Origin of the sequence: Sphingobium sp. DN12, from assembly GCF_051058005.1 — a bacterium.
GTDB classification, from domain to species: domain Bacteria; phylum Pseudomonadota; class Alphaproteobacteria; order Sphingomonadales; family Sphingomonadaceae; genus Sphingobium; species Sphingobium yanoikuyae.
Genome location: NZ_CP173717.1, coordinates 459,664 through 485,538, shown reverse-complemented (window position 1 = coordinate 485,538; position 25,875 = coordinate 459,664). Strand labels below are relative to the sequence as shown.

27 protein-coding genes and 1 other annotated feature are annotated in these 25,875 nt (G+C 65.2%); of the genes, 10 read left to right on the top strand and 17 right to left on the bottom strand.

All coding sequences use genetic code 11. The features are described 5' to 3' along the window. Positions 1-6 precede the first annotated feature (6 nt). The 4 genes from ACI6S0_RS02385 to ACI6S0_RS02370 all read right to left on the bottom strand — a co-directional run bounded on the left by ACI6S0_RS02385 (position 7) and on the right by ACI6S0_RS02370 (position 2,831). Positions 7-618, bottom strand: coding sequence for an LON peptidase substrate-binding domain-containing protein (locus ACI6S0_RS02385; protein ID WP_284113944.1), 612 nt, complete (start codon positions 616-618; stop codon positions 7-9). Positions 619-633: 15 nt separating this feature from the next. Beyond that, positions 634-1,545 carry a tetratricopeptide repeat protein gene (locus tag ACI6S0_RS02380; protein WP_434404815.1) on the bottom strand — a complete coding sequence of 304 codons (912 nt, stop codon included), beginning with the start codon at positions 1,543-1,545 and terminating at the stop codon, positions 634-636. Positions 1,546-1,656: 111 nt separating this feature from the next. Then, complete coding sequence (locus ACI6S0_RS02375; protein ID WP_434404814.1) at positions 1,657-2,094, bottom strand: DUF2141 domain-containing protein; 438 nt, start codon at positions 2,092-2,094, stop codon at positions 1,657-1,659. Beyond that, a complete protein-coding gene (locus ACI6S0_RS02370) occupies positions 2,091-2,831 on the bottom strand; it encodes a sterol desaturase family protein (RefSeq protein WP_434404813.1) in 741 nt (246 codons plus the stop codon). Before ACI6S0_RS02370 ends, ACI6S0_RS02375 begins: the two co-directional genes overlap by 4 nt. Before the next feature lie 215 nt (positions 2,832-3,046). On the opposite strand from ACI6S0_RS02370, the gene ACI6S0_RS02365 reads away from it, so the two are divergent. From ACI6S0_RS02365 to ACI6S0_RS02350, 4 genes are all read left to right on the top strand, one after another. Further along, on the top strand, positions 3,047-3,475 hold the full coding sequence (locus ACI6S0_RS02365; RefSeq protein WP_434404811.1) for a hypothetical protein: 429 nt from the start codon (positions 3,047-3,049) through the stop codon (positions 3,473-3,475). Positions 3,476-3,525: 50 nt separating this feature from the next. Beyond that, positions 3,526-4,754, top strand: a protein-coding gene (locus ACI6S0_RS02360; RefSeq protein WP_120249343.1) for an IS3 family transposase whose coding sequence is annotated in 2 segments (ribosomal slippage) — positions 3,526-3,814 and positions 3,814-4,754 — 1,230 coding nt in all. Because the reading frame shifts where the segments join, the coding sequence is not laid out codon by codon here. Beyond that, positions 3,807-3,923 (top strand) — a sequence feature (AL1L pseudoknot). (Overlaps the previous gene by 117 nt.) Beyond that, complete coding sequence (locus ACI6S0_RS02355; protein ID WP_434404810.1) at positions 4,720-5,292, top strand: hypothetical protein; 573 nt, start codon at positions 4,720-4,722, stop codon at positions 5,290-5,292. The genes ACI6S0_RS02360 and ACI6S0_RS02355 overlap by 35 nt, the downstream gene beginning before the upstream one ends. Positions 5,293-5,313: 21 nt before the next feature. After that, a complete protein-coding gene (locus ACI6S0_RS02350) occupies positions 5,314-6,153 on the top strand; it encodes a DUF3800 domain-containing protein (RefSeq protein ID WP_434404809.1) in 840 nt (279 codons plus the stop codon). 440 nt (positions 6,154-6,593) lie between these two features. On the opposite strand, the gene ACI6S0_RS02345 is transcribed toward ACI6S0_RS02350, so the two are convergent. Continuing rightward, positions 6,594-7,484 (bottom strand): prephenate dehydratase, encoded by an 891-nt coding sequence (locus ACI6S0_RS02345; RefSeq protein WP_004211109.1) that lies wholly within the window; start codon positions 7,482-7,484, stop codon positions 6,594-6,596. Positions 7,485-7,656: 172 nt separating this feature from the next. Between ACI6S0_RS02345 and ACI6S0_RS02340 the strand changes: the two genes are divergently transcribed. After that, on the top strand, positions 7,657-8,280 hold the full coding sequence (locus tag ACI6S0_RS02340) for a c-type cytochrome (RefSeq protein WP_434404808.1): 624 nt from the start codon (positions 7,657-7,659) through the stop codon (positions 8,278-8,280). Positions 8,281-8,311: 31 nt separating this feature from the next. On the opposite strand, the gene ACI6S0_RS02335 is transcribed toward ACI6S0_RS02340, so the two are convergent. Both ACI6S0_RS02335 and ACI6S0_RS02330 read right to left on the bottom strand, forming a co-directional pair. Then, the gene (locus tag ACI6S0_RS02335) at positions 8,312-9,115 is read right to left on the bottom strand and encodes a kinase (RefSeq protein WP_434404807.1); all 804 of its coding nucleotides are present in this window, start codon (positions 9,113-9,115) and stop codon (positions 8,312-8,314) included. Positions 9,116-9,117: 2 nt separating this feature from the next. Continuing rightward, a complete protein-coding gene (locus ACI6S0_RS02330) occupies positions 9,118-10,434 on the bottom strand; it encodes a hemolysin family protein (RefSeq protein WP_017500236.1) in 1,317 nt (438 codons plus the stop codon). Positions 10,435-10,581: 147 nt separating this feature from the next. On the opposite strand from ACI6S0_RS02330, the gene ACI6S0_RS02325 reads away from it, so the two are divergent. From ACI6S0_RS02325 to ACI6S0_RS02310, 4 genes are all read left to right on the top strand, one after another. Continuing rightward, on the top strand, positions 10,582-11,262 hold the full coding sequence (locus ACI6S0_RS02325) for an OmpA family protein (RefSeq protein ID WP_026108966.1): 681 nt from the start codon (positions 10,582-10,584) through the stop codon (positions 11,260-11,262). Between the two features lie 160 nt (positions 11,263-11,422). Continuing rightward, positions 11,423-11,761, top strand: coding sequence for a ferredoxin FdxA (gene fdxA / locus ACI6S0_RS02320; protein WP_004211101.1), 339 nt, complete (start codon positions 11,423-11,425; stop codon positions 11,759-11,761). A 246-nt stretch (positions 11,762-12,007) separates the two neighbouring features. Beyond that, a complete protein-coding gene (locus tag ACI6S0_RS02315; RefSeq protein WP_004211100.1) occupies positions 12,008-12,535 on the top strand; it encodes a CarD family transcriptional regulator in 528 nt (175 codons plus the stop codon). Positions 12,536-12,680: 145 nt separating this feature from the next. Then, a complete protein-coding gene (locus tag ACI6S0_RS02310; protein WP_037518079.1) occupies positions 12,681-13,838 on the top strand; it encodes a pyridoxal phosphate-dependent aminotransferase in 1,158 nt (385 codons plus the stop codon). 38 nt (positions 13,839-13,876) lie between these two features. Here the strand turns inward: ACI6S0_RS02310 and ACI6S0_RS02305 are convergent, their stop codons facing one another. The 10 genes from ACI6S0_RS02305 to ACI6S0_RS02260 all read right to left on the bottom strand — a co-directional run bounded on the left by ACI6S0_RS02305 (position 13,877) and on the right by ACI6S0_RS02260 (position 24,118). After that, positions 13,877-14,122 (bottom strand): hypothetical protein, encoded by a 246-nt coding sequence (locus tag ACI6S0_RS02305; protein WP_004211096.1) that lies wholly within the window; start codon positions 14,120-14,122, stop codon positions 13,877-13,879. 81 nt (positions 14,123-14,203) lie between these two features. After that, on the bottom strand, positions 14,204-14,707 hold the full coding sequence (locus tag ACI6S0_RS02300) for an asparaginase domain-containing protein (RefSeq protein ID WP_434404806.1): 504 nt from the start codon (positions 14,705-14,707) through the stop codon (positions 14,204-14,206). A gap of 62 nt (positions 14,708-14,769) precedes the next feature. After that, complete coding sequence (locus ACI6S0_RS02295) at positions 14,770-15,585, bottom strand: pyrroline-5-carboxylate reductase family protein (protein ID WP_434404805.1); 816 nt, start codon at positions 15,583-15,585, stop codon at positions 14,770-14,772. 23 nt (positions 15,586-15,608) lie between these two features. Then, a complete protein-coding gene (locus ACI6S0_RS02290) occupies positions 15,609-16,115 on the bottom strand; it encodes a YbjN domain-containing protein (RefSeq protein ID WP_004211091.1) in 507 nt (168 codons plus the stop codon). 42 nt (positions 16,116-16,157) lie between these two features. Further along, positions 16,158-16,469, bottom strand: a complete 312-nt coding sequence (locus ACI6S0_RS02285; RefSeq protein WP_004211090.1) for an accessory factor UbiK family protein — start codon at positions 16,467-16,469, stop codon at positions 16,158-16,160. A 40-nt stretch (positions 16,470-16,509) separates the two neighbouring features. Then, positions 16,510-17,058, bottom strand: coding sequence for a TspO/MBR family protein (locus ACI6S0_RS02280; RefSeq protein WP_434404804.1), 549 nt, complete (start codon positions 17,056-17,058; stop codon positions 16,510-16,512). A gap of 18 nt (positions 17,059-17,076) precedes the next feature. After that, the gene (locus ACI6S0_RS02275) at positions 17,077-20,181 is read right to left on the bottom strand and encodes an efflux RND transporter permease subunit (protein WP_434404803.1); all 3,105 of its coding nucleotides are present in this window, start codon (positions 20,179-20,181) and stop codon (positions 17,077-17,079) included. A gap of 4 nt (positions 20,182-20,185) precedes the next feature. Beyond that, positions 20,186-21,250 carry an efflux RND transporter periplasmic adaptor subunit gene (locus ACI6S0_RS02270; protein WP_202600392.1) on the bottom strand — a complete coding sequence of 355 codons (1,065 nt, stop codon included), beginning with the start codon at positions 21,248-21,250 and terminating at the stop codon, positions 20,186-20,188. Between the two features lie 88 nt (positions 21,251-21,338). After that, positions 21,339-22,076, bottom strand: a complete 738-nt coding sequence (locus tag ACI6S0_RS02265; protein WP_434404801.1) for a TlyA family RNA methyltransferase — start codon at positions 22,074-22,076, stop codon at positions 21,339-21,341. Further along, the gene (locus ACI6S0_RS02260) at positions 22,076-24,118 is read right to left on the bottom strand and encodes a protein-disulfide reductase DsbD family protein (protein ID WP_434404800.1); all 2,043 of its coding nucleotides are present in this window, start codon (positions 24,116-24,118) and stop codon (positions 22,076-22,078) included. The genes ACI6S0_RS02265 and ACI6S0_RS02260 overlap by 1 nt, the downstream gene beginning before the upstream one ends. A gap of 76 nt (positions 24,119-24,194) precedes the next feature. Between ACI6S0_RS02260 and ACI6S0_RS02255 the strand changes: the two genes are divergently transcribed. Beyond that, positions 24,195-25,874, top strand: coding sequence for an alkaline phosphatase family protein (locus ACI6S0_RS02255; RefSeq protein WP_434404799.1), 1,680 nt, complete (start codon positions 24,195-24,197; stop codon positions 25,872-25,874). Position 25,875 lies beyond the last annotated feature (1 nt).

Sequence of the window (25,875 nt, the reverse complement as noted above, 5' to 3'; positions counted from 1 at the left end):
TCTCGCTCATTGCATCGTCGCGCCGCCGTCGCGCTCGGCGCGGCCCACGATCTGCATCAACTGGATGATCCGGTCGGCCCGCTCGCTCAGCGTGTCGGCCTCCAGCAGGGTCTGCTTGGCCGCCGGGTCGAACGGCGCGATCTGGGCGATGCCGTTGACCAGCGCCATGTCGTCCAGCCGCGACACCGCCGTCCAGTCGACCGCATAGCCCAGCGCGTCGGCGAAGCGGCGCGATTCCTGCTCCAGCGCCGCCCGCTCGACCAGATGCAGCACCTCGTCCTCGGGCGCCTGCTCCACCTCCGCCTCGATCTGGCGGAACAGCGTCGACACCTCCAGCTCGCGCACCAGCCGGAACCGGGCGAGCCCGGTCAGGATGATGTTGAACCGGCCATCGTCCAGCGCCTCGATATGGCTGATCCGCCCCAGGCAGCCGACATCGAACAGCGGCGGCTTTGGCCCCTCGCTGCGCGGCTGGATCATGCCGATGCGCCGGTCGCGCGCCGACGCATCCTGCACCAGCGCGCGATAACGCGGCTCGAAGATATGCAGCGGCAGCTCCATGCCCGGCAGCAGCAGCGCGCCGGACAAGGGAAAGATCGAGATGCGCGCGCGATTCACCGGCTCACCGATCCTTTACGAAAACAGGATCTGCGACAGCTTGCGGCGCTGCGCCGCCACCCACGGATCTTCCAGCCCGACCGCCTCGAACAGGGTCAGCAGCTGGGTGCGCGCGGCGCCGTCATTCCAGGCCCGGTCGCGGCGCACGATCTCCAGCAGTTGCTCGGCCGCGCCATCGCGGTCGCCATTGCCCATCAGCCCGGTCGCCAGCTCGAAGCGCGCTTCATGATCGTCACCATCGGCCGCCAGCCGCGCCTCGACCCCCGACAGGTCGGCCACGGGCCTGGCATTGCGGGCCAGCGCCAGCGCCGCCTTCGCGCGCTCGATCGCCTGGTCCTTCTGCATCTCGGCCGGCAATTCGGCGAGCAGCGCATCGGCCTCGTCCAGCTGCCCCAGCGCCACCAGCGCACGCAGCAGGCCGCTCAGCACCTCGGCATTGTCCGGCGCGATGTCGGCAATCTGCTGGAACACCGAAAGCGCGCGCTCCGCCTCGCCGCCGGCCAGCATCTCCTCGCCCATCGCGATCAGCGGCGCGATCTCCTGCGCCTGCGCCTTCTCATCCGATTCGATCGGCAACTGGCTCAGCAGCTGGTCGAGATATTGCTTCAGCTGCCCCTCGGTCCGCGCCTGGCTCAGGTCCGCGACCGGCTGGCCCTGGAACACGGCATAGACGGTCGGGATCGACTGGACGCGGAACTGACTGGCGATGAAGCCATTTTCATCGACATTCACCTTCACCAGCTTGACGCCCTTGCTGGCATAGTCGGCGCACACCTTCTCGATCACCGGCGCCAGCTGCTTGCACGGGCCGCACCATTCGGCCCAGAAGTCGACGATCACCAGGCTCGTGCGCGAAGGCTCCACCACATCCTGGCGAAACGCCTCCACGGCCGCCTTGTCGGCCTCGCTCAGTCCCAGGGTCGCCACGCTTCATTCTCCTGCAATGCGGTTAGTCGCCGCCGTCATACAGCGCCTTATGTGGGGCGTCACCCCCACCCCTGCCAGAGTTGGCGGACAAGTCGTGACGCGCGCGCCACCTTACAGGAAATATTTGAGCCGGATCGCCTGCCGCACCGGTGCGCCGCCCACCGCGAACTCGGCCGACCGGAAGCTGGGCGCGCCAAAGCGCAGCACCGGATTGCGCGAAAAGCCCACCCCCTCGCGCGGAATGCCGGCAAAGGTGTCCAGCTTGCCATTGCCATTTTCGTCATGGATGATCGCGATCGCATAGTCGCCCGGCGCCAAATTGCCGAGCGGGATGGCATTGCCCGTCGTCGCCACGATCAGGTGGCGCTTGTCGGGATCCTTGCTGCAATCGGGGAAATAATCGGCCGATCGCGCCACGCAGATCAGGATGCGCCCCTTGGCCGATCGCAGCCCCTCGGCCGTCATGCTGATCGGCTGGGCCAGGTCCAGCGGCGCCGCCCCCGCCAGCCCCGCCATCGCCACCACCGCAAATAGCATCCGACCGATCACGCCTGTTCCTTCCTCAAATCACGCCCGAAATCCCCCAACCCCCGGTCGGTGCCGCACAGCCGGTCCCAGACGCGAAAATAGAGGCCATAATTGCACCGATATTGTTCATGATGCCGCTGATGATGGCTGGCGGTGATCAGCCAGCGGCCGATCGGCCCGCGCACCATCCAGCGCGGAAACATCTCCCACCCCATATGGTTGGACACGCCCATGATCGTCATGATCGACAGCACCACGCCCAGCGCGCCGACATGGATCGGGATCAGGAAGACCAAAGCCGGGATCACCACCGCCCCGGTCAGCGCCTCCCACGGGTGAAAGCTCATCGCCGCCCAAGCGGTCGGTGGCCGGCTGGCATGATGGACGGCATGGGCGATGCGGAACAGCCGGGGCGCGTGCATCCACCGGTGCGTCCAGTAGAACCATGTGTCATGCGCGGCGAGATAGAGCAGCACCGACACCGGCAGATACCAGAGCGGATAGCGGCCGACATCCTCATAGATGCGCGTCCATCCCCGCGCCTGCCAGCCCCAGGCGACCACCCCGGCGGGAATGCCATAGATGGCCGCAGACGCCAGCGACCAGCCAATCTCCCGCCCGATCTGCCGCCCCTGCCCGCGATAGAGGCCAGGCTGCCGCACCCGCGTCGCGAGCGCAAAACCGCCACTGGCAATCAGATAGCGCACCCCGACGATCAGCGTCATCGCCAGCGCGGACAAGAGGATCGCAGCGACCATGGCGGGGCTATAGCGGTGATTGCGGGGGAGCGGAAGCGGAGGGATGGTTGGTGCCCACACCGGTCATTCAGCATCCATTTTGACGATCTTAGGAGCCGGCATTCTGCTTGGGCGCGGAAGCGCGAATGGCTGGAAATGTGATGCACCCCCGCTAGCCATCATCAGCTACTCACGCTTATCGTGTCCATCTTATGCGGTTAATGGAGCGGTGGGGCATGAAGGAAGTGATCTACAACATATTTCTGATGTGGGAAGGCAACGTGTGCAGCGCGATCCGCTACGCTACTCATGAAGTCGAAATGGACGATGACGCTGCCGTCACGTTCCTCCAAAGCCGAGTTCAAGCGGACCTCAATGCGTCCAAGAAGTTCAAATTAGACACAACATTCACCATCGACGAATACAACGCAAGGATGCGCCTTGGCCAAGGCCATTGGCTCTACGATCCAGTGTTCATCGCCCTTGGAGCAGGGGAACAGCCGCTTCATGTTGCCACGCAGGTCATCAACAATATTCCGCAAGTGCGCTTTTCAAGCGCTATTGGCGATCCGGATATTTATCTGCGTGAGGACATGACCGATGGCGTCAGCATGTCAGACTGGCTGACAAAATACACTAAGGGTAATACCATCGACCTCAGCTGAACCGCCCCGGGTTTGCCGGAGGCTCCAACTCCTGAGAAGGTGGAGCCTGTATGAGCAAGACAACGAACAAGTTTGCGCCGGAAGTCCGCGAGCGCGCGGTGCGTATGGTGATCGATCACGAACGTGATTACCCCTCTCGCTGGGCAGCGGTGGTTTCGATTGCGGAGAAGATCGGCTGCGTTCCGCAGACGCTGCATGAGTGGGTGAAGAAGGCTGAGGTCGACAGCGGCAAGCGCGCGGGCGTCCCGACCGAGGTAGCCGACAAGATGAAGGCACTGGAGCGCGAGGTCCGCGAGCTGCGACAGGCCAATGAGATCCTGCGCAAGGCATCGGCATATTTTGCCCAGGCGGAGCTCGACCGCCCGTTCCGGCGATGATCGCCTTCATCGACGATCACCGCGATGCCTATGGGGTCGAGCCGATCTGCCGTGTCCTGCCGATCGCCCCATCCACTTACCACGAGCGCGTCGCAAAGCGGCAGGATCCGACACGCCTGTCGGCGCGGGCGCAGCGGGACGTCGCCCTGAAGCCCGAGGTCGCGCGCGTATTCGCCGAGAACTTCGCGGTCTACGGCGTGCGCAAGGTCTGGCGGCAGATGATGCGGGAAGGCTTTCCGGTCGCCCGCTGCACAGTCGCGCGGTTGATGCGGGAGATGGGCTTGGCAGGGGTGATCCGGGGCAAGCCGGTGCGCACAACTATCAGTGACAAGGCGGCGCCATGCCCTCTCGATCACGTCAACCGCAAGTTCTACGCGCCAGCGCCGAACATGCTGTGGGTGTCGGACTTCACCTACGTCGCGACCTGGGCGGGGTTCGTCTACGTTGCCTTCGTCATCGATACCTATGCTCGGCGGATTGTAGGTTGGCGGGCCAGCAGAACGGCCCATGCCAGCTTCGTGCTCGATGCTCTGGAACAGGCGCTTCACGATCGTCGGCCGGCCCATCGGGGCGGCCTCATCCATCATAGCGATCGCGGGTCGCAATACGTCTCCATCAAGTACACCGAGCGTCTCGCCGAAGCCGGGATAGAACCCTCAGTCGGCAGCGTCGGCGATAGCTATGACAACGCTTTGGCCGAGACGATCAATGGCCTTTACAAGGCTGAGGTGATCCACAGGCGTGGACCATGGCGCAGCTTCGAAGCAGTCGAATATGCCACGCTCGAATGGGTCGACTGGTTCAACCATCGTCGGCTGCTGGAGTCCATCGGCAACATCCCTCCTGCCGAAGCCGAAGAACAATATTATGCTGCCGCGGCCAACATCGATATGGCAGCGTGACTCACAACCCAATGCCTCCGGCAGACCCGGTGCGGTTCACAGCCAGCTTATCAATGATGATTATTTCCTCGCTATCAAACTCACGTTCAACGCGAAGCTGTATGTCTCGTCGATGAAGCTGCTGCTCAGCGCCATCGATAGCATCGCCTACATTGAATATGGCGACAAGCAGGGCATCTTTGAGAAATGGCTGACCACCTATGCGGACATTTCGCATCTTGGCATCACCCCCAAGGAACTATGGGAAATGCGCAATGGCCTACTTCACATGACCAACCTGAATTCGCGCGAGGTCAGCAAGAAAAAGGTGCGTCAGATTTCCTTCTCCGTGGGCACTAAAGACTTTCATGAGCGTGATGGCATCCACTATTTCAGCTTCTATGGTCTCATCAAAGCCTACGGTGCTGCGCTAGTGAAATGGCTGGAAACCTACAATAGCGACACAGAGAAACGCGTCGATTTCGTTGATCGTTACGACAAAACTATCTCGGACAGCCGCCTTGCGGTTCATACCAATCCAGTCGTGGCAGGCGAATAAGCTAGAGGGGGGGGGGGCTATATGAAGTTCATCTATGTTGACGAGAGCGGGGCGCGTGATCAGGGCGACGTATTCGTAATGTCAGGGTTAATGGTCGACGCCTACAAGTTGCGCAAAAAGACGGCAGACTTCGATGCGAAGCTTGAGGCTATTTTCGCCCAGCATCCTGGCGCACGCGGCGATCTCAAAACAAAGCGCTTCATCAACGGTGCTGGCGCTTGGAATCAAGTGCCCGCCCAGCAGCGCAAGGACTTCCTACGCGAGATATGTGAACTCGCGGTCGCCAATGGCGGCAAGGTCTACGGGATTGCCCTCTCTTACGAACGGTTCGACGCTGCGGTCGCAGCCGGTCATGGCCATCCGTTCGCGAACAGCTACTGGATCGCGAGCGCGATGTTCGTCTCCTCGCTGGTGCAGAAGAAAATGCAAGGGGTGACGAATGCCAAGGGCCTCACCGTCTTTATAATGGACGACAACAAGCAGGAAATGGCGAACCTCTCCGACGGCCTCTACAAGTGCAACGAGTGGTATGACGGCTTGTATCAATACCGGGGCACGAAGCGAGGCAAGAGCGTTTGGATGGAACGTAAACCGAAGGATCGTTTCGACCAGATTATCAATACCGCGTTCGCGATCAAGTCGGATCATTCTTCGCTAGTTCAGGTCGCCGATGCGCTGAGTTGGGTCTACCGCCGCCATCTCGAGCTGACATCGCAGGCAGAGGCCTACGCCGGCGAGCGGGCCTATTATCAAGGTTTAGTCAACGTTCTTGAGCCGCAGCGTGAGAAACTCGGACAGTGTCCGAAGGAGGCGTGCGTAACGTTCTATCAAGCTGCGCGTCACCAAGCATGGAATGTTTAACAGCCTCGATCCGTGGGCGACGGCCCAGATATTGCTCATACATTAGCTGATATAATCGACCTTTGTGATTGCGCCCGGCATCAGCCATCCTGGCGACCCGGCTTCAAATCGGAAATTCGTCTATCGGCCAAACCCGGCCCCGCTTTCCTACTCCATCAATTTCTGATCTATCCTCAGCGATGGAGCCGCCGCCGCCCCCACCCCCGCGCGCGCAACCCCATGCGCCGCCAACCCCGCAACCCAACAGTCGCGTCACCGTGACCCGGATGGCGCTTCGCCATGACCCGGATGTGATCCAACAGGCGCGTCGGCGGTGCGTTTCAGGCGCGAAAACGCCCCAAAACGCCGATATCGTCGCGTCACGACACTGTGAACTTCGCGCCATGACCCTGGAGCGCCCCAGGCGTGACCCAAAAACCGCCCTTTATCGGGCGCATCACTCAGGTGCGGGGGCGGGCCTGGCGGTAGCTGCCCAGCACGCGCACCCATTTGGTGTGGAATTCCAGCTCGGCGAGTGCGCGGTCGACCGCCGGGTCACCCGGCATGCCTTCGATATCGCAATAGAATTCGGTCGCGGCAAAGCTGGCGCCGCGCTGGTAGCTTTCCAGCTTGGTCATGTTGACGCCATTGGTCGCAAAGCCGCCCATCGCCTTGTAGAGCGCGGCCGGGATATTCTTCACCTCGAACAGGAAGGTGGTCATGACCGGGCCGACGCCCGCCGCCGGCGCCTTGGGCTCGCGCGCCAGCACCAGGAAGCGGGTCATATTGTCGTCGCTATCCTCGATATTCTCGGCGATCAGGCGCAGGCCATAGATTTCGGCGGCCAGATAGGGGGCGATCGCCCCCTCGCCCGGCGCCCGCGTTTCCGCCACCAGCGCGGCGGCGCCGGCGGTGTCGGCATAGGCGACCGGCTGGATGCCGCGCTCGCGCAGATAATGGCGGCACTGGCCCAGCGCCTGCGGATGGCTGATCGCGCTCTTCACCGGCACCGTGTCGGGCGCCATCAGGCAGTGGCGGATGCGCAGGAAATATTCGTCGACGATGTGCAGGCCGGATTCGGGCAGCAGGAAATGCATGTCGGCGACGCGGCCGTGCAGGCTGTTCTCGATCGGAATGATCGCCCGGGCGGCAAGGCCATTGCGCACGGCGTCGATCGCATCCTCGAACGCAAAGCTGGGCAGCGGCACGCAATCGGGGGCATAGCCAAGCGCGGCCAGGTGCGAATTGGCACCGGGCGCGCCCTGATAGGCAACGGCGCGCGCCGGATCGGCAGCGGCCTTTTGCGACATGTCGGCGACCAGCGCGCGAGCGGGGGCGGGATAATTTTCCATGCGTGCCTGCGCGCTTAGGCAGTTGGGGGATCGCGCGCAAGCATCGGCGGGGCGGCACCGCTCGAAAAGCGCCACGGCGGGTTGCACCCCGGCCTATCCCCCATTATGGCAAGTGCTTAAGTGGGGGAGCGCACGACAGCCTCCATAACAAAGATGCGAGGGAAATCTGCGGATGGGCGATCGATTCAACACCGTTGCAGGGTGGGCGTTGTTTGCAGGCATCATCGCGCTGGGTGGCGCGATCGTCAGTTCCAAATATTTCCACGATGAACGGCCCGAAAAGATGGGCTATGCGATCGAGGGCGTCGAGGTGGAAGGCGAAGGTGGCGGCGACAGCGGCCCCGGCCTCAATACCCTGCTCGCCAGCGCGGATGTCGCGGCCGGCGAAAAGGTGTTCGCGAAATGCGCCGCCTGCCACACCGTCAACCAGGGCGGCGCCAACGGCATCGGCCCCAATCTCTACGCCACGGTCGGCGAAGGCATCGGCCAGGGCAAGGGCGGCTTCGCCTTCTCCGAAGCGCTCAAGAGCAAGGGCGGCGAATGGAGCTTCGAGAATCTCGACCATTGGCTGAAAAGCCCGCGTGAATTTGCCCCCGGCACCAAGATGACCTTTGCCGGCCTCTCCAACCCGGCCGATCGCGCCAACCTGATCGCCTGGCTGAACACGCAGGGGTCCAACCTCCCCCTGCCCGCCGCCGATGCAGCGCCGGCCGCTGCCGACAATGCCGCCCCGGCCGAAGGCGGCGACAATGCCGCCAACGCGACCGAAGCCCCGGCCGAGAACGCGGCGCAGTAAATTTCAGGAAGGGCGCGGCCGGTGGCTTGAGCTATCGGCTGCGCACCGCCGTCACCCCGCGCTCCGCATCCAGCGCCACGACCAGATCGGCCCGCGCCGGCATCTCGTCCAATATATGCCGGGTCAGCCGCTCATAATGCTGGATGAAGCGGGCGACCTGCGCATCGTTCATCACCGCGCTGCCGCCGCCGGCCCGTAGCTCCGCCTCCTGCTGCGTCCGCCAGCCCTGCACCACGTCGAACCCCGGCGCCGCCAGCAGCGCCAGCGCATCGATCCGCCCGAACAGCGCCTGATACTCGCCCGCCAGCGCATCGTTGACGAAGCGCCGCCAGCGCCCGTCGCCATCCTCGTCCCGCTCCAGCGCGTTGACCGGGGCATCCAGTACGCCTGCCTCCTGCGCCCGCGCGCCCACGCACCAGCCCTCCAGCATCAGCAGCCGCAGCCCCGCCCCGGCCTCCGGCCACGCGCTTTCGGGCAAGCGATCATCCAACCCCTTGTCGAACCGCGGCAAGCACGCCGCCTGCCCCGCCGCCAGCGCATCCAGCACGCGCAAGCCCAGCGCGACATCATGCGTCCCCGGCACGCCCCGCGTCCGCAGCAGCGGATGTACGCTCTGCGCCAGCGTCTCCCGCTCCGCTTTGGTCAGATACAGATCATCGATCGACAGGATCGCGCTCGCCACGCCCCGCGCGCCCATGCGCGCCTGCAGCGCCTGCGCCAATGTGCTCTTGCCGCTGCCCTGCGCCCCGCACAGGCCCAGCACGGCCAGGCCGTCCTTCTCTTCCAGCAGGCGCAGCGCCAGGCGATCGACAACATCGAGCGCCGACGCCGCCACGGTCAGAGCTGCGCGACCAGCAGCTTGTCGATCTTGCGCCCGTCCATGTCGACAATCTCGAAACGCCAGCCCTGATCCTCGGCATAGTCGCCGACTTCCGGCAGGCGCTTCAGCAGCCACAGCACATGGCCCGCGACCGTCGCATAGTCGCGGTCCTCGGACAGGTTGATGTCGATCTTCTCGGCCAGCTGGTCGATCGGCATCTGCCCCGATACCAGCAGGCTGCCATCCTCGCGCTCGACCAGATCGGGCTCGTCATAGACGTCGCGGTCCGACGCGAAATGGCCGGCGATGGCGGACAGCAGGTCGGCCGGGGTCACGATCCCCTCGAAATGCCCATATTCGTCATGCACCATCACCATCGGCACGTCGGACTTGCGCAGCACTTCCAGCGCATCCATCGCGTCGACCTGGTCGGGCACGACCTCCGCCTTGCGCAGCAGCGCCTCGATATTCAGCGCCTCGCCCCGGAACAAAGCGGTCATGATGTCGCGCGCCTGGACGATGCCGATAATGTCCTCCACCGATCCACGCCCCACCGGCAGGCGGGTATGCGGCGTTTCCAGCAGGCGCAGGCGAATCGTATCCTCGTCGGCGTTGATGTCGATCCAGTCGACATCCATGCGCTGGGTCATCACCTCGCGCACCGGCCGGTCGGCCAGCCGCACCACGCCGGAGATGATCGCCCGCTCGCTTTCCTCGATGATGCCCGACCGGCTCGCCTCGGCGACGATCAGGTGCAGTTCCTCGACGGTCACATGATGTTCGGATTCGCGGTCCAGCCCCAGCAGCTTGAAGATCAGCCCGCTCGACTTGTCGAGCACCCACACCACCGGCGCGGTCAGCTTGGCCAGATACAGCATCGGCGTCGCCACCAGCACGGCGATCGGCTCGGGCTGGCGCAGCGCGAACTGCTTGGGCACCAGTTCGCCGATGATCAGCGAGGCATAGGTGGTCAGGCCAATGACCAGCGCGAAGCCCAGATTTTCCGCCATATTGGGCGACAGGCCCAGCGCCGCCAGCCGCTCGCCGGTCGGCCCGCCCAGGCTGGCGCCCGAATAGGCGCCCGAAATGATGCCGATCAGGGTGATGCCGATCTGGACGGTCGACAGGAACTTGCCGGGGTCCGCCGCCAGTTGCAGAGCCGACTTGGCACCGCGCTTGCCCGCCTTCTCCATCGCCTGCAGCCGTGGCTTGCGCGCGGACACGATGGCCAGCTCCGACATCGCGAAGACGCCGTTCAGCGCGACCAGCGCCAGGATGATGATGAGGTCTACCCAGGGAAAGGGCGTCGGAGCGGGAGGGGGGATCGTGGCCATGGTGGTCCCCTCCCCTATAACCTTTATTCTTTCGTTTTCACAACCATCCCATCATCGCCCGTTCAGTTCACTTGTGGAACAATCCATCGCCTGGGTTATTAGGGAGGCATCCATCCACGCGGATGCCAAGGACAAGGGAATAGAAGAATGAGGATTTCGCACCGGATCATGATGGCGGCCGGCCTGGCCGCGATGCTGACCACCACGGCCTGCACCACCGACCCGGAAACCGGGCAGAAGCGCATGTCGAAGGCGGCGATCGGCGGCATTGGCGGCGCACTGGGTGGCTATCTGCTGGGCGATCTGGTCGGCGGCCGGCATGACCGCACCGAAAAGATCCTGGGCGCCGGCATCGGCGCGATCGCGGGCGCCGGCATCGGCTCCTATATGGACGAACAGGAACGCAAGCTGCGCCAGCAGACCGCCGGCAGCGGCGTCGACGTGATCCGCCAGGGCGACGACCTGCTGCTGCGCATGCCCTCGGGCATCACCTTCGCCTTCAACGACGCCAGCGTCCAGCCGCAGTTCCGCCCCACGCTGGACGAGGTATCCTCGATCCTGTCGCAATATCCCAAGACCTATATCGACGTTTATGGCCACACCGACAGCGACGGGTCGGACGCCTATAACCAGACGCTGTCGGAACGCCGTGCCCAGTCGGTCGCCGGCTATTTGACCAGCCATGGCGTCCAGTCGGCGCGCATCGCCACGCGCGGCTTTGGCGAAACCCAGCCGATCGCGTCCAACGCGACCGAGGAAGGCAAGGCCGCCAACCGCCGCGTCGAAATCAAGATCTCGCCCGTCACCGAATCCGACGTGCGCAACTGACGATGGCTCGGGCCGCTCGAACGGGCGGCCCGACCGACCATCTGCGCTGCCGACAGCACAAAACCGCCCCTACGCGCCCGTCAACATTATCCTCATTGACCTTCGGCGCACCTAAGCATAGCAGGGCCGCCGCTGTCGCAACCCAAAGAGTGCCCTGACAATGACCTATGTCGTGACCGACAACTGCATCCGCTGCAAATATATGGATTGCGTCGAGGTCTGCCCCGTGGACTGTTTCTACGAGGGCGAGAACATGCTGGTCATCAATCCCAATGAGTGCATCGACTGCGGCGTGTGCGAACCGGAATGCCCGGCCGAGGCAATCCTGCCCGATACCGAGAACGGCCTCGAAAAGTGGCTGGAGCTCAACACCAAATATTCGGCCGAATGGCCCAACATCACGGTCAAGGGCGAGGCCCCGGCTGACGCCGACGCGATGAGCGGCGTAGAGAACAAGCTGGAACAGTTCTTCTCGCCCGAACCCGGCGAGGGCAGCTGATCGATATTATCCTGCGCCATCAAGGCGCAGCGTCCCATTTTGTGCCGCACCCCCAGACTTTGTGTCCGGGGGTGGCAATTTTGTTACGAATCTGCTAAATAGCGCCCAGCGGACGAACATGGTCGCGTTCGTCCTGGAGTATTCGCATCATGTCTTGACGGTGACGCCGCGGACTTTCCCCGACTCGTGCCCCTGCTGCACCTGCCCCGCGACGGCCCGTTCCCCGGTTGAATAGAAAGGTTTCAAATGGCTGCCAAGGCGCTGTCCTTTGACGTTGGTGATTATGTCGTTTACCCCAAGCACGGCGTGGGCCGTGTGATCGAACTCCAAAAGGAGCAGATCGCGGGCATGGAGCTGGAGCTGTATGTGCTCCGTTTCGAAAAGGAGCGCATGACGCTGCGCGTTCCCACCAACAAGGCCGAAGGCGTCGGCATGCGCAAGCTGTCCTCCAACAAGACGCTGGAGGAGTCGATGGAAACCCTGAAGGGCAAGCCCAAGGTCAAGCGCACCATGTGGTCGCGCCGCGCCCAGGAATATGAAGCGAAGATCAATTCGGGCGACTTGGTGTCGATCGCCGAAGTGACCCGCGACCTGTTCCGGGCCGACGACCAGCCCGAACAGAGCTATTCCGAGCGCCAGATCTTCGAGGCCGCTTCCAGCCGCCTCGCCCGCGAACTCGCCGCGATGGAAGAGACCGACGAACCCACCGCGCTGCAGAAGATCCTGCGCATCCTCAATGAGGCCGCGCCGAAATATGCCAAGGTCGAAGGCTGATCCCTTCGCCCGAACAGGCTGAAACATGACGAAGGGCGCCCTCCCAAGGGGCGCCCTTCTTCGTTACGGCAAGGCCATTGCGGGAATCCCGCCCTCGTCCGTTGACTCCCCCGAACCGTTCTTCAGGACGCATAGGGGAATAGCCATGAACGACCAGAATGACGCGCAGCAGGATCTGATCCAGCGCGGCTATTCGCGCCGCGACGCCGCCCGCATATTGGGCGTGCTGGGCGCCGGCGTGGCGGTCGCCACCGCCGGCACCCCGGTCTGGGCGCAGCGCAATGACGGCCCGGAAGAAGGCAATTTCCCCAAGGTGCGGATCGGCTCCAACGAATGCTGGACCGGCCCCTTCCCCGTCGCCCAGGCCGCCGCGGCGAAGATCGTCTCCCATGCCAATTTCTATCACCCCGGCACCGAAGTCACCGACTTCAAGAAGACGCTCGCGACCATCGAGGGCGTGCCGGTCGACCATGTCCTGCCCTGGCCGGGGTCCAGCGACCCGCTCTCGCGCATCGTCGTCGCCTTCTGCTCGCCGCAAAAGGGGCTGGTGACCGCCGATGTCAGCTATGAACAGCCCTGGGGCACGGCGGAATGGGCCGGCGCCAAGGTGACCAAGGTGCCGTTGACGCCCGATTATCGCCACGACGTGAAGGCGATGCTGGCCGCCAATCCGGACGCCGGCCTCTATTATATCTGCTCGCCCAACAACCCCACCGGCACGCTGACGCCGGTGGCCGACATCGAATGGCTGGTCGCGAACAAGCCGGCCGGATCGATCGTCCTGGTGGACGAAGCCTATCTCCATTTCTCGCACGGCCAGTCGGCCGCGCCGCTGGTCGCGCAGGGCAAGGACGTGATCGTGCTGCGCACCTTCTCCAAGCTGTTCGGCATGGCCGGCATGCGGCTGGGCGCCACCATCGCGCGGCCGGACCTGCATGCCAGGATGATGCGCTATGACGGCAAGCGCATGTCGACCAACCTGCCCCTGCCCTCGGTCGTGTGCGGCACCGTGGCGCTGACGCAGAAGGCGCTGATCGAGCAGCGCCGGGCCGAGATGATCGCGGCGCGCGACTTCACCTTCGCCCATCTCACCAAGCGCGGGGTCAAGTTCATCCCGTCGGATGCCAACATGTTCATGGTCGACTGGGGCAAGCCGGCGGCCGGCGTGCAGGCCCAGTTCCTGGCGGCGGGTGTCGGCATCGGCCGCAACTGGGCGCCCTGGCCCACCATGTCGCGCGTCACCGTTGGCTCGATGGCCGACATGCAGGCCTTCTGCGCCGCGCTCGACAAGATCATGGTCTGAAAAAGGGCCGGCTCCGCCGTGGAAGCCGGCCCTTTGGATCAATTGCCCTTCACGCTGTCGGCGGCATCCTTGGCGGCGTCGCCGACATCGCTCGCGGCCTGACCGACCTGGCTCGCCGCGCTCGACACGGCATCATCCTTGCGGGTCTGGCTGCTGATCAGGAAGAAGGCGGCAACCGCCACCACCACGACCAGCAACAGGATCGCGATGGTCGTGCCACCGCCGCCGCTGCGCTTTTCGATGATGGTCGTCGTGGGCGCCGGGCGTTCCTGATAATCTGCCATAAAGTCTCTCCTCTTTGTCACCCCGTGGGGGCAACAATGCCGGAGAGCGGGCAAAGGTTTCAGCCGCCCCGCTGGCCCGCCTTAGTCGCCGGTCGGGACGAAGGCGCCCTTGGCGCGGTCCTTGACCACCTTGTCGGCGCGGAACACCGATCCGCTCATGGTGATATAGACGCCCGGCTCGGCGACCTGCGCGGTGGCAAAGGCCATGCCGAGGTTGAAGCTCGCATCACTCTCGCCAAAGCGCGCCGGGGCCAGCGCACCGACCAGCACGACGGTCTTGCCGGGAATATCCTGCAACAGCTTGGCCGTCTCGGTCATGGTGTCGGTGCCATGGGTGATGACGATATGCTTCTCGCGCGCAGCGGCAACGCGGGCGGCGATCAGCGCACGATCCGTGTCGTCCAGTTCCAGGCTGTCCTTGCGGGTGATTTCCTCGATGCGGAAGGGCCGCTTGACCCGTGCCACCTGCAACAGCTTGGCCATCACCGTCTCGCCGACCTGATAGTCGGACAGGGCGTCGAAATAGACCTTGTCGATCGTGCCGCCGGTGGTGAGCAGCAGGATGGGGGTTTCGGGGGACAGCATGAACGGACTCCGTATATCGATCGCGCCCCCTTAACGGATAATGGCGCCGACCGGAACCGTCCCTATTCGCCCCGCGCCATCGCCGCGCCACGGTCACGCGCGGCGACCAGCGTGTCGGTCAGAAGGTCGAGCAGGCGATTGTCGGCGTCCAGCACATTGAGGCCCTGGCGCGTCATGCCACCGGGGCTGGCGACCTGATCCGCCAGGGTCGCCGGGCTGACGCTGGCGCGCGCCGCCATGTTCGCCGATCCCTGCACCGTGGCCAGCGCCATGCGCGCGGCCTGATCGGCGGGAATGCCCAGCGCCTCGCCGGCGCGCGACAGCGCATCGATGAAGCGGAACAGGAAGGCCGGGCCACAGCCCGACAGGGCCGTCACCTGATTGAACAGGGCTTCGTCCCCCATCCATTCGGCCAGGCCCAGCGGCGCGATCAACGCAGCAATGTCGGCCTTGGCTAACGCATCCGTCGCCGCATCGGTGTAGAGCGCGACCACGCCCTCGCCCAGCCCGACCGGCAGATTGGGCATGGCGCAGACAACATCGCGCGGCGCCGGGAAATGCCGGCGCAGATCGGCGATCGGCGTACCGGCCAGGATCGACACCAGCCGCGTCTCCGCCGTCAGCAGCGGCGCAAGACCAGCGGCGACATCGGCAATCTGATAAGGCTTCATGCCCAGCAGCACGGTGGTGCCGGCCGGCAGCGCGTCGGGATAGGCGGTGACGACGGTCACGCCCTGCGCCACCGGCTTGCCGCTCGGCCGCAGCACGGTGACGCGGGCGGGATCGAGCCCGCACGCCAGCCAGCGGGTCAGCATCTGCCCGGCCATGTTGCCGCAGCCGACAAGGAAAAGATGTTCGGGCCAGCAGGCAATGGTCATGGTCAGGCTTTCAGGCAGAAATGTCAGGCTTCGCCGCGGGTTTCGATCAGGCTCGCGCTGATCGCCTCGCTCGGGCTCTTGCCGCCCCACAGGACGAACTGGAACACCGGATAGAAACGCTCGCACTCGTCAATCGCGGTCTCGATCAGCACCTGCGCCTGGTCCAGCGTCAGCGTGCCACCCTGCCCCAGCAAGGCGCCATGGCGGAACAGGATGATGCCGCTCGACGACCATAGCTCGAAATGGCCGAGCCAGAGCTGTTCGTTGATCAGGCCCAGCGTCTCGTAGATGACGGCGCGCTTGTCGTCATTGACGCGGATGTCGGGCAGCGCCAGCAGTTGCAGCACCTGATCCTCGTCGCGCCAGATGCCGCGCAGCTCATATTGCGCCCACGACCCCTGAGTGCTCGCGACGATCTCGTCCTCGCCGACCTGCTCATAGCTCCAGCCATGCGCCTCGTAAAAGGCCGCCAGCATGTCGATCGGCGCAGCCTCATGGCCGCCATTCTCAAATTCGTCGCTATCCATCATCGGCGCGCCTTTATCACCGCAAGCGGCGAAAGGACAGGGCGCTTACTCGGCGCCCGCATCCTTATCCACAGCTTTCGTCTTGGCGGCGCGCACGGTCTTGGTGACCGGCTCGGGCGCCTTGCCTTCCAGCGCGTCGAGGCGGGCCTTGAGCAGTTCGACTTCCTCGCGCGCGGCGGCGGCCATCGCCTTGACCGCGTCAAATTCCTCGCGGCTGACGAAGTCGACGCCGCCGATCCATTCCTTGGCGCGTTCGCGCGCATTGGATTCGAACTCGCGGGTCATGCCCGCGACCGTGCCGGCAGCGCCGTTCACCAGCTTGGCCAGGTCGTCGAAAAAGCGGTTCTCGCTCTGCATGATCGTCTATCCTCGTATCAGGCGCGTGGATGCGCCGAAATCATATCTGGGTCTGGAGTGCCGGCGCGACAAGCCTGTGCGCATCCGGGTTCAGGCGGCCGACCTCATAGTTGAGGTAGGAGGCAAAGACCAGCCAGACCAGATAGGGCAACATCAACGCACCGGCAAAGGGACGGATCCGCCAGAACAGGGCGGTGGTGAGCGCCACCAGCAGCGCCAGCACCAGGATCAGGCCCAGCGCCGCCCCCACCTGATGCGCGCGAAAGAAGAGCGGCGACCAGGCAAGGTTGAACGCCAGCTGCACCAGGAACAGCGCGACCGCCGCCCCCCGCCCTCTGGCCCCGCGCGCATGCAGCACGATCGCGAAGGCCAGCGCCATCAGTATATAGAGGATCGTCCAGGCGACGCCGAAGGCCCAGCCCGGCGGCATCAGCGCCGGCAGGTTGAGCGAGGCGAACCAGCGATTGCCAAAACCGCTATTGGCGAACTTGCCCGACAGGAAGCCGAGAAAGACGATCGCGGGCACCGTCACCAACGCCCAGCGCAGATAGGCAAGACGCAACTGACCCTGGGACGCGATCTCGTTCATCGGCAACGCAGCTCCAAGCTATTCGGCGGGTTCGGGCGAATCCTTGAGCGCCGAATCCAGTTTGCGACCAACGGTTTGCGGAGAAACCGTGCGCTTGGCAACGCGCGAATAGAAAATGGGAATGAGGAACAGGGTGATCAGCGTCGCCAGGCTGACGCCGAACACGATCACCACGCCGATCGAATGGCGCGCTGCCGCACCGGCCCCGCCGCGCAGCACCAGCGGCACGGCGCCGATGACGGTCGCGATCGACGTCATCAGGATCGGCCGCAGACGCCGCTTGGCCGCCTCGCGGATCGCCTCGGCAATCTCCATCCCCTCGTCGCGCAACTGGTTGGCGAACTCGACGATCAGGATGCCGTTCTTGGCCGCCAGGCCCACCAGCATGACGATGCCGATTTGGCTATAGAGGTTGATCGACCCGCCGGTGATCGCCAGGCCCAACGCGCCGCCCGCCACCGCCAATGGCACCGTCGCGATGATGACGCCGGGGTGGATGAAGCTTTCGAACTGGGCCGCGAGCAGCAGATAGACGATCAGGATGGTGAGGCCGAAGACGATCCAGATCGACCCACCGGTCTCACGCAGCGACTGACTTTCGCCACGATAGCCGATCGCCAGCACCTCGGGCGACTGGCGCGCCTGATCCTCCAGGAAGGCGAGCCCCTGCCCCAGCGACGTCCCCGGCGCCAGCGCGGCGGTCAGAGTGATGGCGCGCAGCTTGTTGTAACGGTTGAGCTGACGCGGCCCCGCCACTTCGCGCACGGTCACGACCGCCGACAGCGGCACCAGCACGCCGCTGCGGCTGCGCACCTGGATACGTTCCAGATCGGCGAGCGTCTCGCGCCCGTCGCGCTCCGCCTGCACCAGCACGCGATATTCCTCGCCGCGGTCGACATAGGTGGTGACGCGGCGCGAACCGAGCAGGCTTTGCAGCGCCTGGCTGACATCGTTCACCGACACGCCCAGGTCGCCGGCGCGTTGCAGATCGGTCTCGATCCGCATCTGCGGCTTGGTTTCCTTATAATCGCTGTCGAGGTTGATGAGGCCCGGATAGCTCGCCGCCGCCAGCATGATGCGGTCGCGCGCCGCCACCAGCCCCTCATAGGTCGAGCCGGCCAGCACGATATTGACCGGCAGGCCGCGGCCACGGCCAAGGCCCGATCGCGGCGCCGCATTGCCGCGCACGCCGGGCTGGTCGGCAATCACCTTGTTGATGATGGTCGCGACTTCCGCCGTGGTGATGGTGCGGTCTTCCCACGGCCGCAGGAAGGCGATGACATTGCCGTTATTGTAATCGTCGGTGGTGCCGAAGCCGCCGGGCGTGCGGATCACCAGATTTTGCAGCGTGCCGTCCTTGCGCAGGAAGGCGAGATCATTCTCGATCTTCTGCATATAGGCCATCATCCGGTCGAAGCCGGTGCCTTCGGGCGCGTTGACATTGGCCTCGACCACGCCGGTATCCTCGGCCGGGGCCAGTTCGGCCGGCAGGCGGGTGAAGAGGAAGAAGGCGACGCCCAGGAAGATCGCGACGCCCAGCAGCGGCATCAGCGGCTTCTTCAAGGTCCAGTCGAGCCAGCGACCATAGCCATGCTCGATCCGCTGGAAGCGATCATCGACCCAGCGCGCCAGCCGGCCGCGCTCCGCATTCTTCAGCAGCTTGGAGCAGAGCATCGGCGCGAGGCTCAAGGAGATGAAGCCGGAGAAGCCGATCGCCGCGATCATCGCGATGGCAAGTTCGCGGAACAAGAGGCCGGTCTGGCCGGCCAGGAACATGACCGGCACGAACACGGCGCAAACGACCAATGTGGTCGAGATGATGGCAAAGCCCACCTGCCGCGTGCCGAGATAGGCGGCGACCAGCGGATCTTCGCCCTGTTCGACGCGGTGATAGACATTTTCCAGCACCACGATCGCGTCATCGACAACCAGACCGATGGCGAGCACGAAGGCGAGCAGCGTCAGCAGGTTGATCGACAGCCCGAGCAGCCACATCACCGCGCAGGTGGCGAGCAGACAGATCGGCACCGTCACGGCTGGCACGATCGTCGCGCGCACCGATCCCAGGAACAGGAAGATGACGAGGATGACGAGCAGAGCCGCCTCGATCAGCGTGTCGTAGACATTGTCGATCGCGCGTTCGATGAACAGGGATTCGTCGGTGCCGATCGCCACCTTCATGCCCTTGGGCAGGGTCGGCTCCAGCTCCTTGATCAACGCCTTGGCCTTCTGCGCCACTTCCAGCGTGTTGGCGCCCGACTGGCGGATAATGCCGATGCCGATCGCCGTGCCCTGGTTGGAACGGAAGCTGCTATAGGGGTTTTCGGCCCCTTCCTCGATCCGGGCGACATCGCCCAGCTTCACCTGATAGCCATCCTCGCCCCGGCCCACGACCAGCTGCGCGAACTGGTCCGGCGTGGCGAAGGGCCGCTCGACGCGCAGCGTCTGGTTCTGGTCCTTCGATTCAAAGCGGCCGGCCGGCAGTTCGACATTCTGGGTGCGCAGCGCCGCTTCGACATCGGCCGGGGTCAGGCCGAATGCGGCCAACTTTTCCGCGTTGAACCAGATACGGGTCGACGGCCGCGCCTCGCCACCGATGGTGACGCGGGCGACGCCATCGATCGCGGCGAAGCGGTCGGCAATGTTGCGGTCAAGATAGTCGCTGATCTGGATCGGCGACCAGCCGGGGCGCGAGAAGGCAAGGAACAGGATCGATCGCGCGTCGGAATCGACCTTGCGGATCTCGGGCGCCAGCGCATCCTCGGGCAGATCCTGCGTCACCGACCCGACACGGTCGCGCACGTCATTGGCGGCGCTGTCGATATCACGCGAGGGATCGAACTCGATATTGATGTTGGACGTGCCGTCCTGCGAGGTCGAGGTGATGGTCTGGATGCCCTGCACGCCCGCGACCGCATCCTCGATCTGCTGGGTGATGCGGGTTTCCACCACCGACGCGGCCGCGCCGGTATAGGTCGTCTCGACCGAGACGATCGGCGGATCGGTATCGGGATATTCGCGGACCGACAGGCTGAAATAGCCGACCAGGCCGACGATGCACATCAGCACCGCGACCACCGCCGAAAAGACCGGCCGGCGGACCGAGAGATCGGAGAGCTGCATCGGCTTAGCCGGCGGCCTTGGCGGACTTGCCGCCCTTGTCGTCATCACCCTTCTTGTCGCCGGCCAGGCGCACCGGCGCGCCGTCGGTCAGCTTTACCACGCCCTCGGTTACGATCTGCTGGCCGGCCTTCACGCCGCCCAAAATCTCGACCAGGCCGTTCTGGCGGATGCCGGTTTCGACCTTGGTCCGCTTGGCGGTGCGACCGTCCAGCACGAAGACGAAACGCTCGTCACCATCGCCGATCACCGCCAGTTCGGGCACGCCCAGCGACTGGCGCTCGCGCGAGAAGACGCTGACGGTCAGCAGCATGCCGGGCTTCAACGCCTTGTCGGGATTGGGCATGATCGCGCGGACGCGCACGGCGCGGGTGGCGGGATCAATCACCGGGTCGATCGTCGCGATCGTGCCGTTGAAAGGCCGGTCGGGCCAGGCGGCGGACAGTGCCTTGATCGGCATGCCCTCGCGGATCATCGACAGCCGCGTCTCGGGCACGGTGAAGTCCAGCTTGATCCGCGAAATGTCGCTGACCGTGGCGATCGCGGTGCCGGCGGTGATGACCGCGCCGGGCGAGACCGTGCGCAACGATACCCAGCCGCTGAACGGCGCGCGGATGGTGCGGTCGCCGATGCCGGCGCGAGCGAGGTCGGCATTGGCGCGAGCGCTGTTGGCGAGCGCAATCTGCTGTTCGACCGTGGCGCCGGTGGCAAAGCCGCGCGACTTGAGCGCCTGGATACGCTTCAACTGCTGGTCGGCCTGCAGCGCGGTTGCTTCGGCCGCGGCCAGTTCGGCCTTTTCCTGGCCCACGGCCATGCGGGCGATCACCTGCCCCTTGGACACGAAGCCGCCATCGGTGAAGTTCAGCACATCGATCCGCTCGGTCACCGGTGCGGACAATATCACCTGCTCATTGGCGAGCGCGGTGCCGACCGCCTCGACATTGTCGGTGAAGCGGGTGGGCGCAATCGCCACCGCCTCCACCAAGGCTGGCGGGCGAGCTTTCTTTTCCTTCTCCCCGCCGCAACCGGCAAGACAAAGGGCAACGAGAATGACAGGCAGGGTCGAGCGCATGACGAGGGGCTAACGGGCCTTTGTGACGGACACAACCGCATGGAATGTGTCAAAATGTATCGCAGGGCGGGTAACGAAGCTGGCGCGATTATCCGCCAAGCCGCGCGTGAATCAGAAATTCGACATTGCCTTGCGGTCCGGTGATCGGACTGGTCGTGCTTCCAAGCACTTCCCAGCCCTTCTCACGGACCCAGGCAGCGACCTCGTCGCAGACGCGCTGGTGGATGGCGGGGTCGCGCACCACGCCGCCCTTGCCTACTTCCTCGCGCCCTGCCTCGAACTGCGGCTTGATGAGGGCGATCAGCTGCGCGCCGGGCCGGGCGAAGGTGATCGGCTTTTCCAGCACCTTGGCCAGGCTGATGAAGCTGGCGTCGCACACGATGATGTCGACCGGCTCGGTTATGTGGGCGTCGGTCAGGATGCGGGCGCTGGTCTGTTCATGGACGATGACGCGATCGTCGGAGCGCAGCTTCCAGGCAAGCTGGTTGGTGCCGCTGTCGACGGCATAGACCTTGGCCGCGCCCTTGGTCAGCAGCACGTCGGTGAAACCGCCGGTCGAGCTGCCGACGTCGATCGCGACGAAACCGGAGACGTCGATGCCATATTCGTCGATCGCATGGGCAAGCTTGATGCCGCCGCGCGAGACCCAGGGATGGTCGCGCCCGCGCACGTCCAATTCGGCATCAGCCGCCACCTGCTGCCCCGCCTTCTCGACCTTCTTGTCACCGAGATAGACGAGGCCAGCGAGAATCAGCGCCTGCGCCCGCGCGCGGCTTTCGGCGAGGCCATTGTCGACGAGCAACTGGTCGGCACGAATCTTGGCCATCAGCGCACCAGTCCGGTGAGGGTCGACGGGGTCAGTAGCTGCGGCAATGTCTGGGCCTCCTTGCCCGGTGCGTACCAAAGGTAGAGCGGCACGCCCGAACGGCCCTGCGCTTCGAGGAAGCGGGTAATCGCCGGATCGGCATTGGTCCAGTCGCCCATCATGACGGTGACGCCCGCCTTGTCGAACGCGGCACGCACCTCCGCCCGCTCGATCGCGGCGGCCTCATTGGCCTTGCAGGTCAGGCACCAGTCGGCGGTGAAATAGAGGAAGACCGGCTTGTTCGCGGCGCGCAGCCCGTCGAGCTTTTCCGCGTCGAAGGCGACGACAGCCCCCTCGCGCGCCGCCGCAACCGCCGGCGCGCGGGCTGGCAACAGCATCGCGGCACCGACCAGCAGGATCGCCGCGCCGACGCCGACCTGCAACCAGCCGCCGCGCCCGACCCGCTGGCGCATGCCCAGCCACCAGAGCAGCAGCACCAACGCCAGCGCCGCACCAAGGCCGATGGTCATGCCACCGACGCCGCGTTGCTGCCCCAGCAGCCAGGCAAGGCCCAGTGCAGTGAGGAACATCGGGATCGACAGGATGCGCTGCAACCGGCCCATCCACGCCCCGGGACGCGGCAGGCGATTGCGCAGCGCAGGCAGATAGGCGAGCAGCAGGAAAGGCAGCGCCAGACCAAGGCCAAGGCCAGCAAAGATCGCCAGCGCCGCGCCCAGGGGCAGCACCAGCGCCGTGCCCATCGCCGCGCCCATGAATGGCCCGGTGCAGGGCGTCGCGACAAAGGCAACCAGCGCGCCGGTCCAGAAGGCGCCGACCATGCCGCCCTTCCCCGCCAGTTGGCCACCGCCGCCAAAGGCCGGCAAATCGAACAGACCGGCAAGGTTGAAGGCGATCGCGCTGACCAGCAGCAGCAGCGCCAGGATGATGCGCGGATCCTGCAACTGGAACGCCCAGCCGACCGCGCTGCCCGCCGCGCGCAGCCCCAGCAGCAGGCTACCCAAAGCCAGACAAGCGAGGACCACGCCCGCACCATAGGCCAGCGCCTCGCGCCGCGCCGCGCGCTCGTCGCCACCCGCCTTGGCCAGGCTCAGGGCCTTCAATCCCAGGATCGGGAAGACGCAGGGCATGACATTGAGCAGCAGCCCGCCCAATATCGCCCCGCCCAGCGCCAGCAATATCGTGCCCGCCAGCCCCTTGGGCGCGATCGCCGCAACCTCCCCGGGCTTGGCGGTCAGCAGGAAGCCGACATGGTCGCCGGTGCGCAGCACCGCCTGCGCAGCGCCGCCCTTGGAACCCTCGCCCGCCTGCGTCTCGACCAGCAGCCGATCGCCATCGCGGCTGACCTTCTGCGCGGCGGCGAAGCGGGCCAGCCCGTCGCTCAACGGGAAGAGATGAACGTCGCGCGCCTGCGCATCGGCCGGGAACGGCACCGACAGGCGCAGCTTGCCATCGACGATCTGATAGGTAGCCTCGCTGCCCAGCGGCCGGGGCAGATGGCCGCGCCAGCCATCGAAGCGCGCCTGCATCGCCGGCACGACCTTGCCGTCGCCCGCGACCAGTTCCAGCGCCAGTTCGCCGCTTTCCGGCACGCAAATCTTGTCGGTGCAGGCCAGCCATTCCGCCTTCACCCGGATCGGCAGGCGAGTGCCCGCCGCCACGTCCGGCGCCACGCCCAAATTGGCGAGCACCGCATAGGGGCCTTCATAGACATGGTTCATCAGACCCGAAATCAGCAGCGTCTCGGGCACCGGATAGCGCAGCGCTCCAATCGTCACGCCCTTGGGCAGGGTCCAGGTCACGGTCATGCCCAGGCCCGCATCGCCCGGATTTTCCCAATAGCCGTGCCAGCCCTTTTCCGGCTTCATGGCGAAGGCGATGGTCGTGCCCTTGCCGGGCGCGGGCGCCGTGCTTTCGGCCATCAACTGCGCGGCGATATGCGCCGGGCCGCCGCCAAAGGCCGCCTGGGCCTGCACCACGGGAGATGCGATCGACAGCCCTGCCAGCATGGCGAGCGTCATGAATATGACTTGAAAAATCCGCATCGGGCCTCTGGTCGCGTGGATGCAAGGGGGCTAGGTCGCTCCCTATCCGCCGTCAAGGCATGAGAAGGTACCCATAATGTTGAAACACGTCGCCGCTGCCCTGTTGCTCGCCACTGCCATGCCCGTCGTGGCGCAGAGCCCCGCGCCTGCTGCCGCTCCTGCACCGGCCGCCCGCAGCATTGCCGCGACGCCGCCCAAGCTGATCGTCGCCATCTCGGTCGACCAGTTTTCGGCCGACTTGTTCAGCGAATATCGCCAATATTATACCGGCGGCCTCAAGCGCCTGACCAGCGAAGGCGCGGTCTTCCCGCGCGGCTATCAGAGCCATGCCGCAACCGAGACCTGCCCGGGCCACTCGACCATCCTGACCGGCAGCCGCCCGTCGCGCACCGGCATCATCGCCAATAACTGGTTCGACCTCGACGCCAAGCGTGAGGACAAGAATCTCTATTGCGCCGAGGATGAGAGCCAGCCGGGCAGCAGCAGCGACAAGTACGAAGCCTCGCCCCTGCACCTCAAGGTGCCGACGCTGGGCGGCCGGATGAAGGCGGCCAATCCCGCCACCCGCGTCGTGTCGGTCGCTGGCAAGGATCGCGCCGCGATCATGATGGGCGGCGCGACCGCCGATCAGGTCTGGTGGCTCGGCGGGCCGCAGGGCTATGTAAGCTACAAGGGCGTCGCCCCCACCCCGCTCGTCACCCAGGTCAACCAGGCCTTTGCCCAGCGCCTCGCCCAGCCCAACCCCGGCTTCGAACTGCCGGCCCAGTGCGTGTCGAAGGATTTCCCGGTCCAGGCCGGCAACCGCACCGTGGGCACCGGCCGCTTCGCGCGTGACGCGGGCGACTATAAGGGCTTCCGCATTTCGCCCGAGCAGGATGCGATGACCCTCGCCTTCGCCGCCGCTGCGATCGAGAGCATGCAGCTGGGCAAGCAGGCGCAGACCGACATCATCTCGATCGGCCTGTCGGCGACCGACTATGTCGGCCACACCTTCGGCACCGAAGGCACCGAAAGCTGCATCCAGGTCGACCGGCTCGACACCGAACTCGGCGCCTTCTTCGACAAGCTCGACAAGGACGGCATCGACTATGTCGTGGTGCTGACCGCCGACCATGGCGGCCATGACCTGCCCGAGCGTCACCGCATGAATGCCATGCCGGTGGAACAGCGGGTCGACATGGCGCTGACGCCCAAGGCGCTCAATGCCACCATCGCCGAGAAGGCCGGCCTGCCCGGCAAGAAGGTGATCTGGAGCGACGGCCCGTCGGGCGACATCTATTATGACAAGGGCCTGACCGCCGCGCAGCGCGCTAGGGTCGAGACCGAGGCACTCAAATATCTGCGCGCCCATCCGCAGGTGCAGACAGTCTTCACCAAGGCGGACATCGCCGCCACCCCCTCGCCCTCGGGCCCGCCCGAAAGCTGGAGCCTGATCCAAGAAGCGCGCGCCAGCTTCTACCCCAGCCGCTCGGGCGATCTGCTGCTGCTGCTCAAGCCGCGCGTCATGTCGATCCCCGAACAGGCGGTGATGGGATCGGTCGCCACCCATGGCTCGCCCTGGGATACGGACCGCCGCGTCCCGATCCTCTTCTGGCGCAAGGGCATGCAGCATTTCGAGCAGCCGCTGGGCGTCGAGACGGTGGACATCCTCCCCAGCCTCGCCGCGCTGATCAAGCTGCCCGTGCCCAAGGACCAGATTGACGGCCGCTGCCTCGACCTGGTCGCCGGCAAGGACGATAGCTGCGCCGGACAGTAAA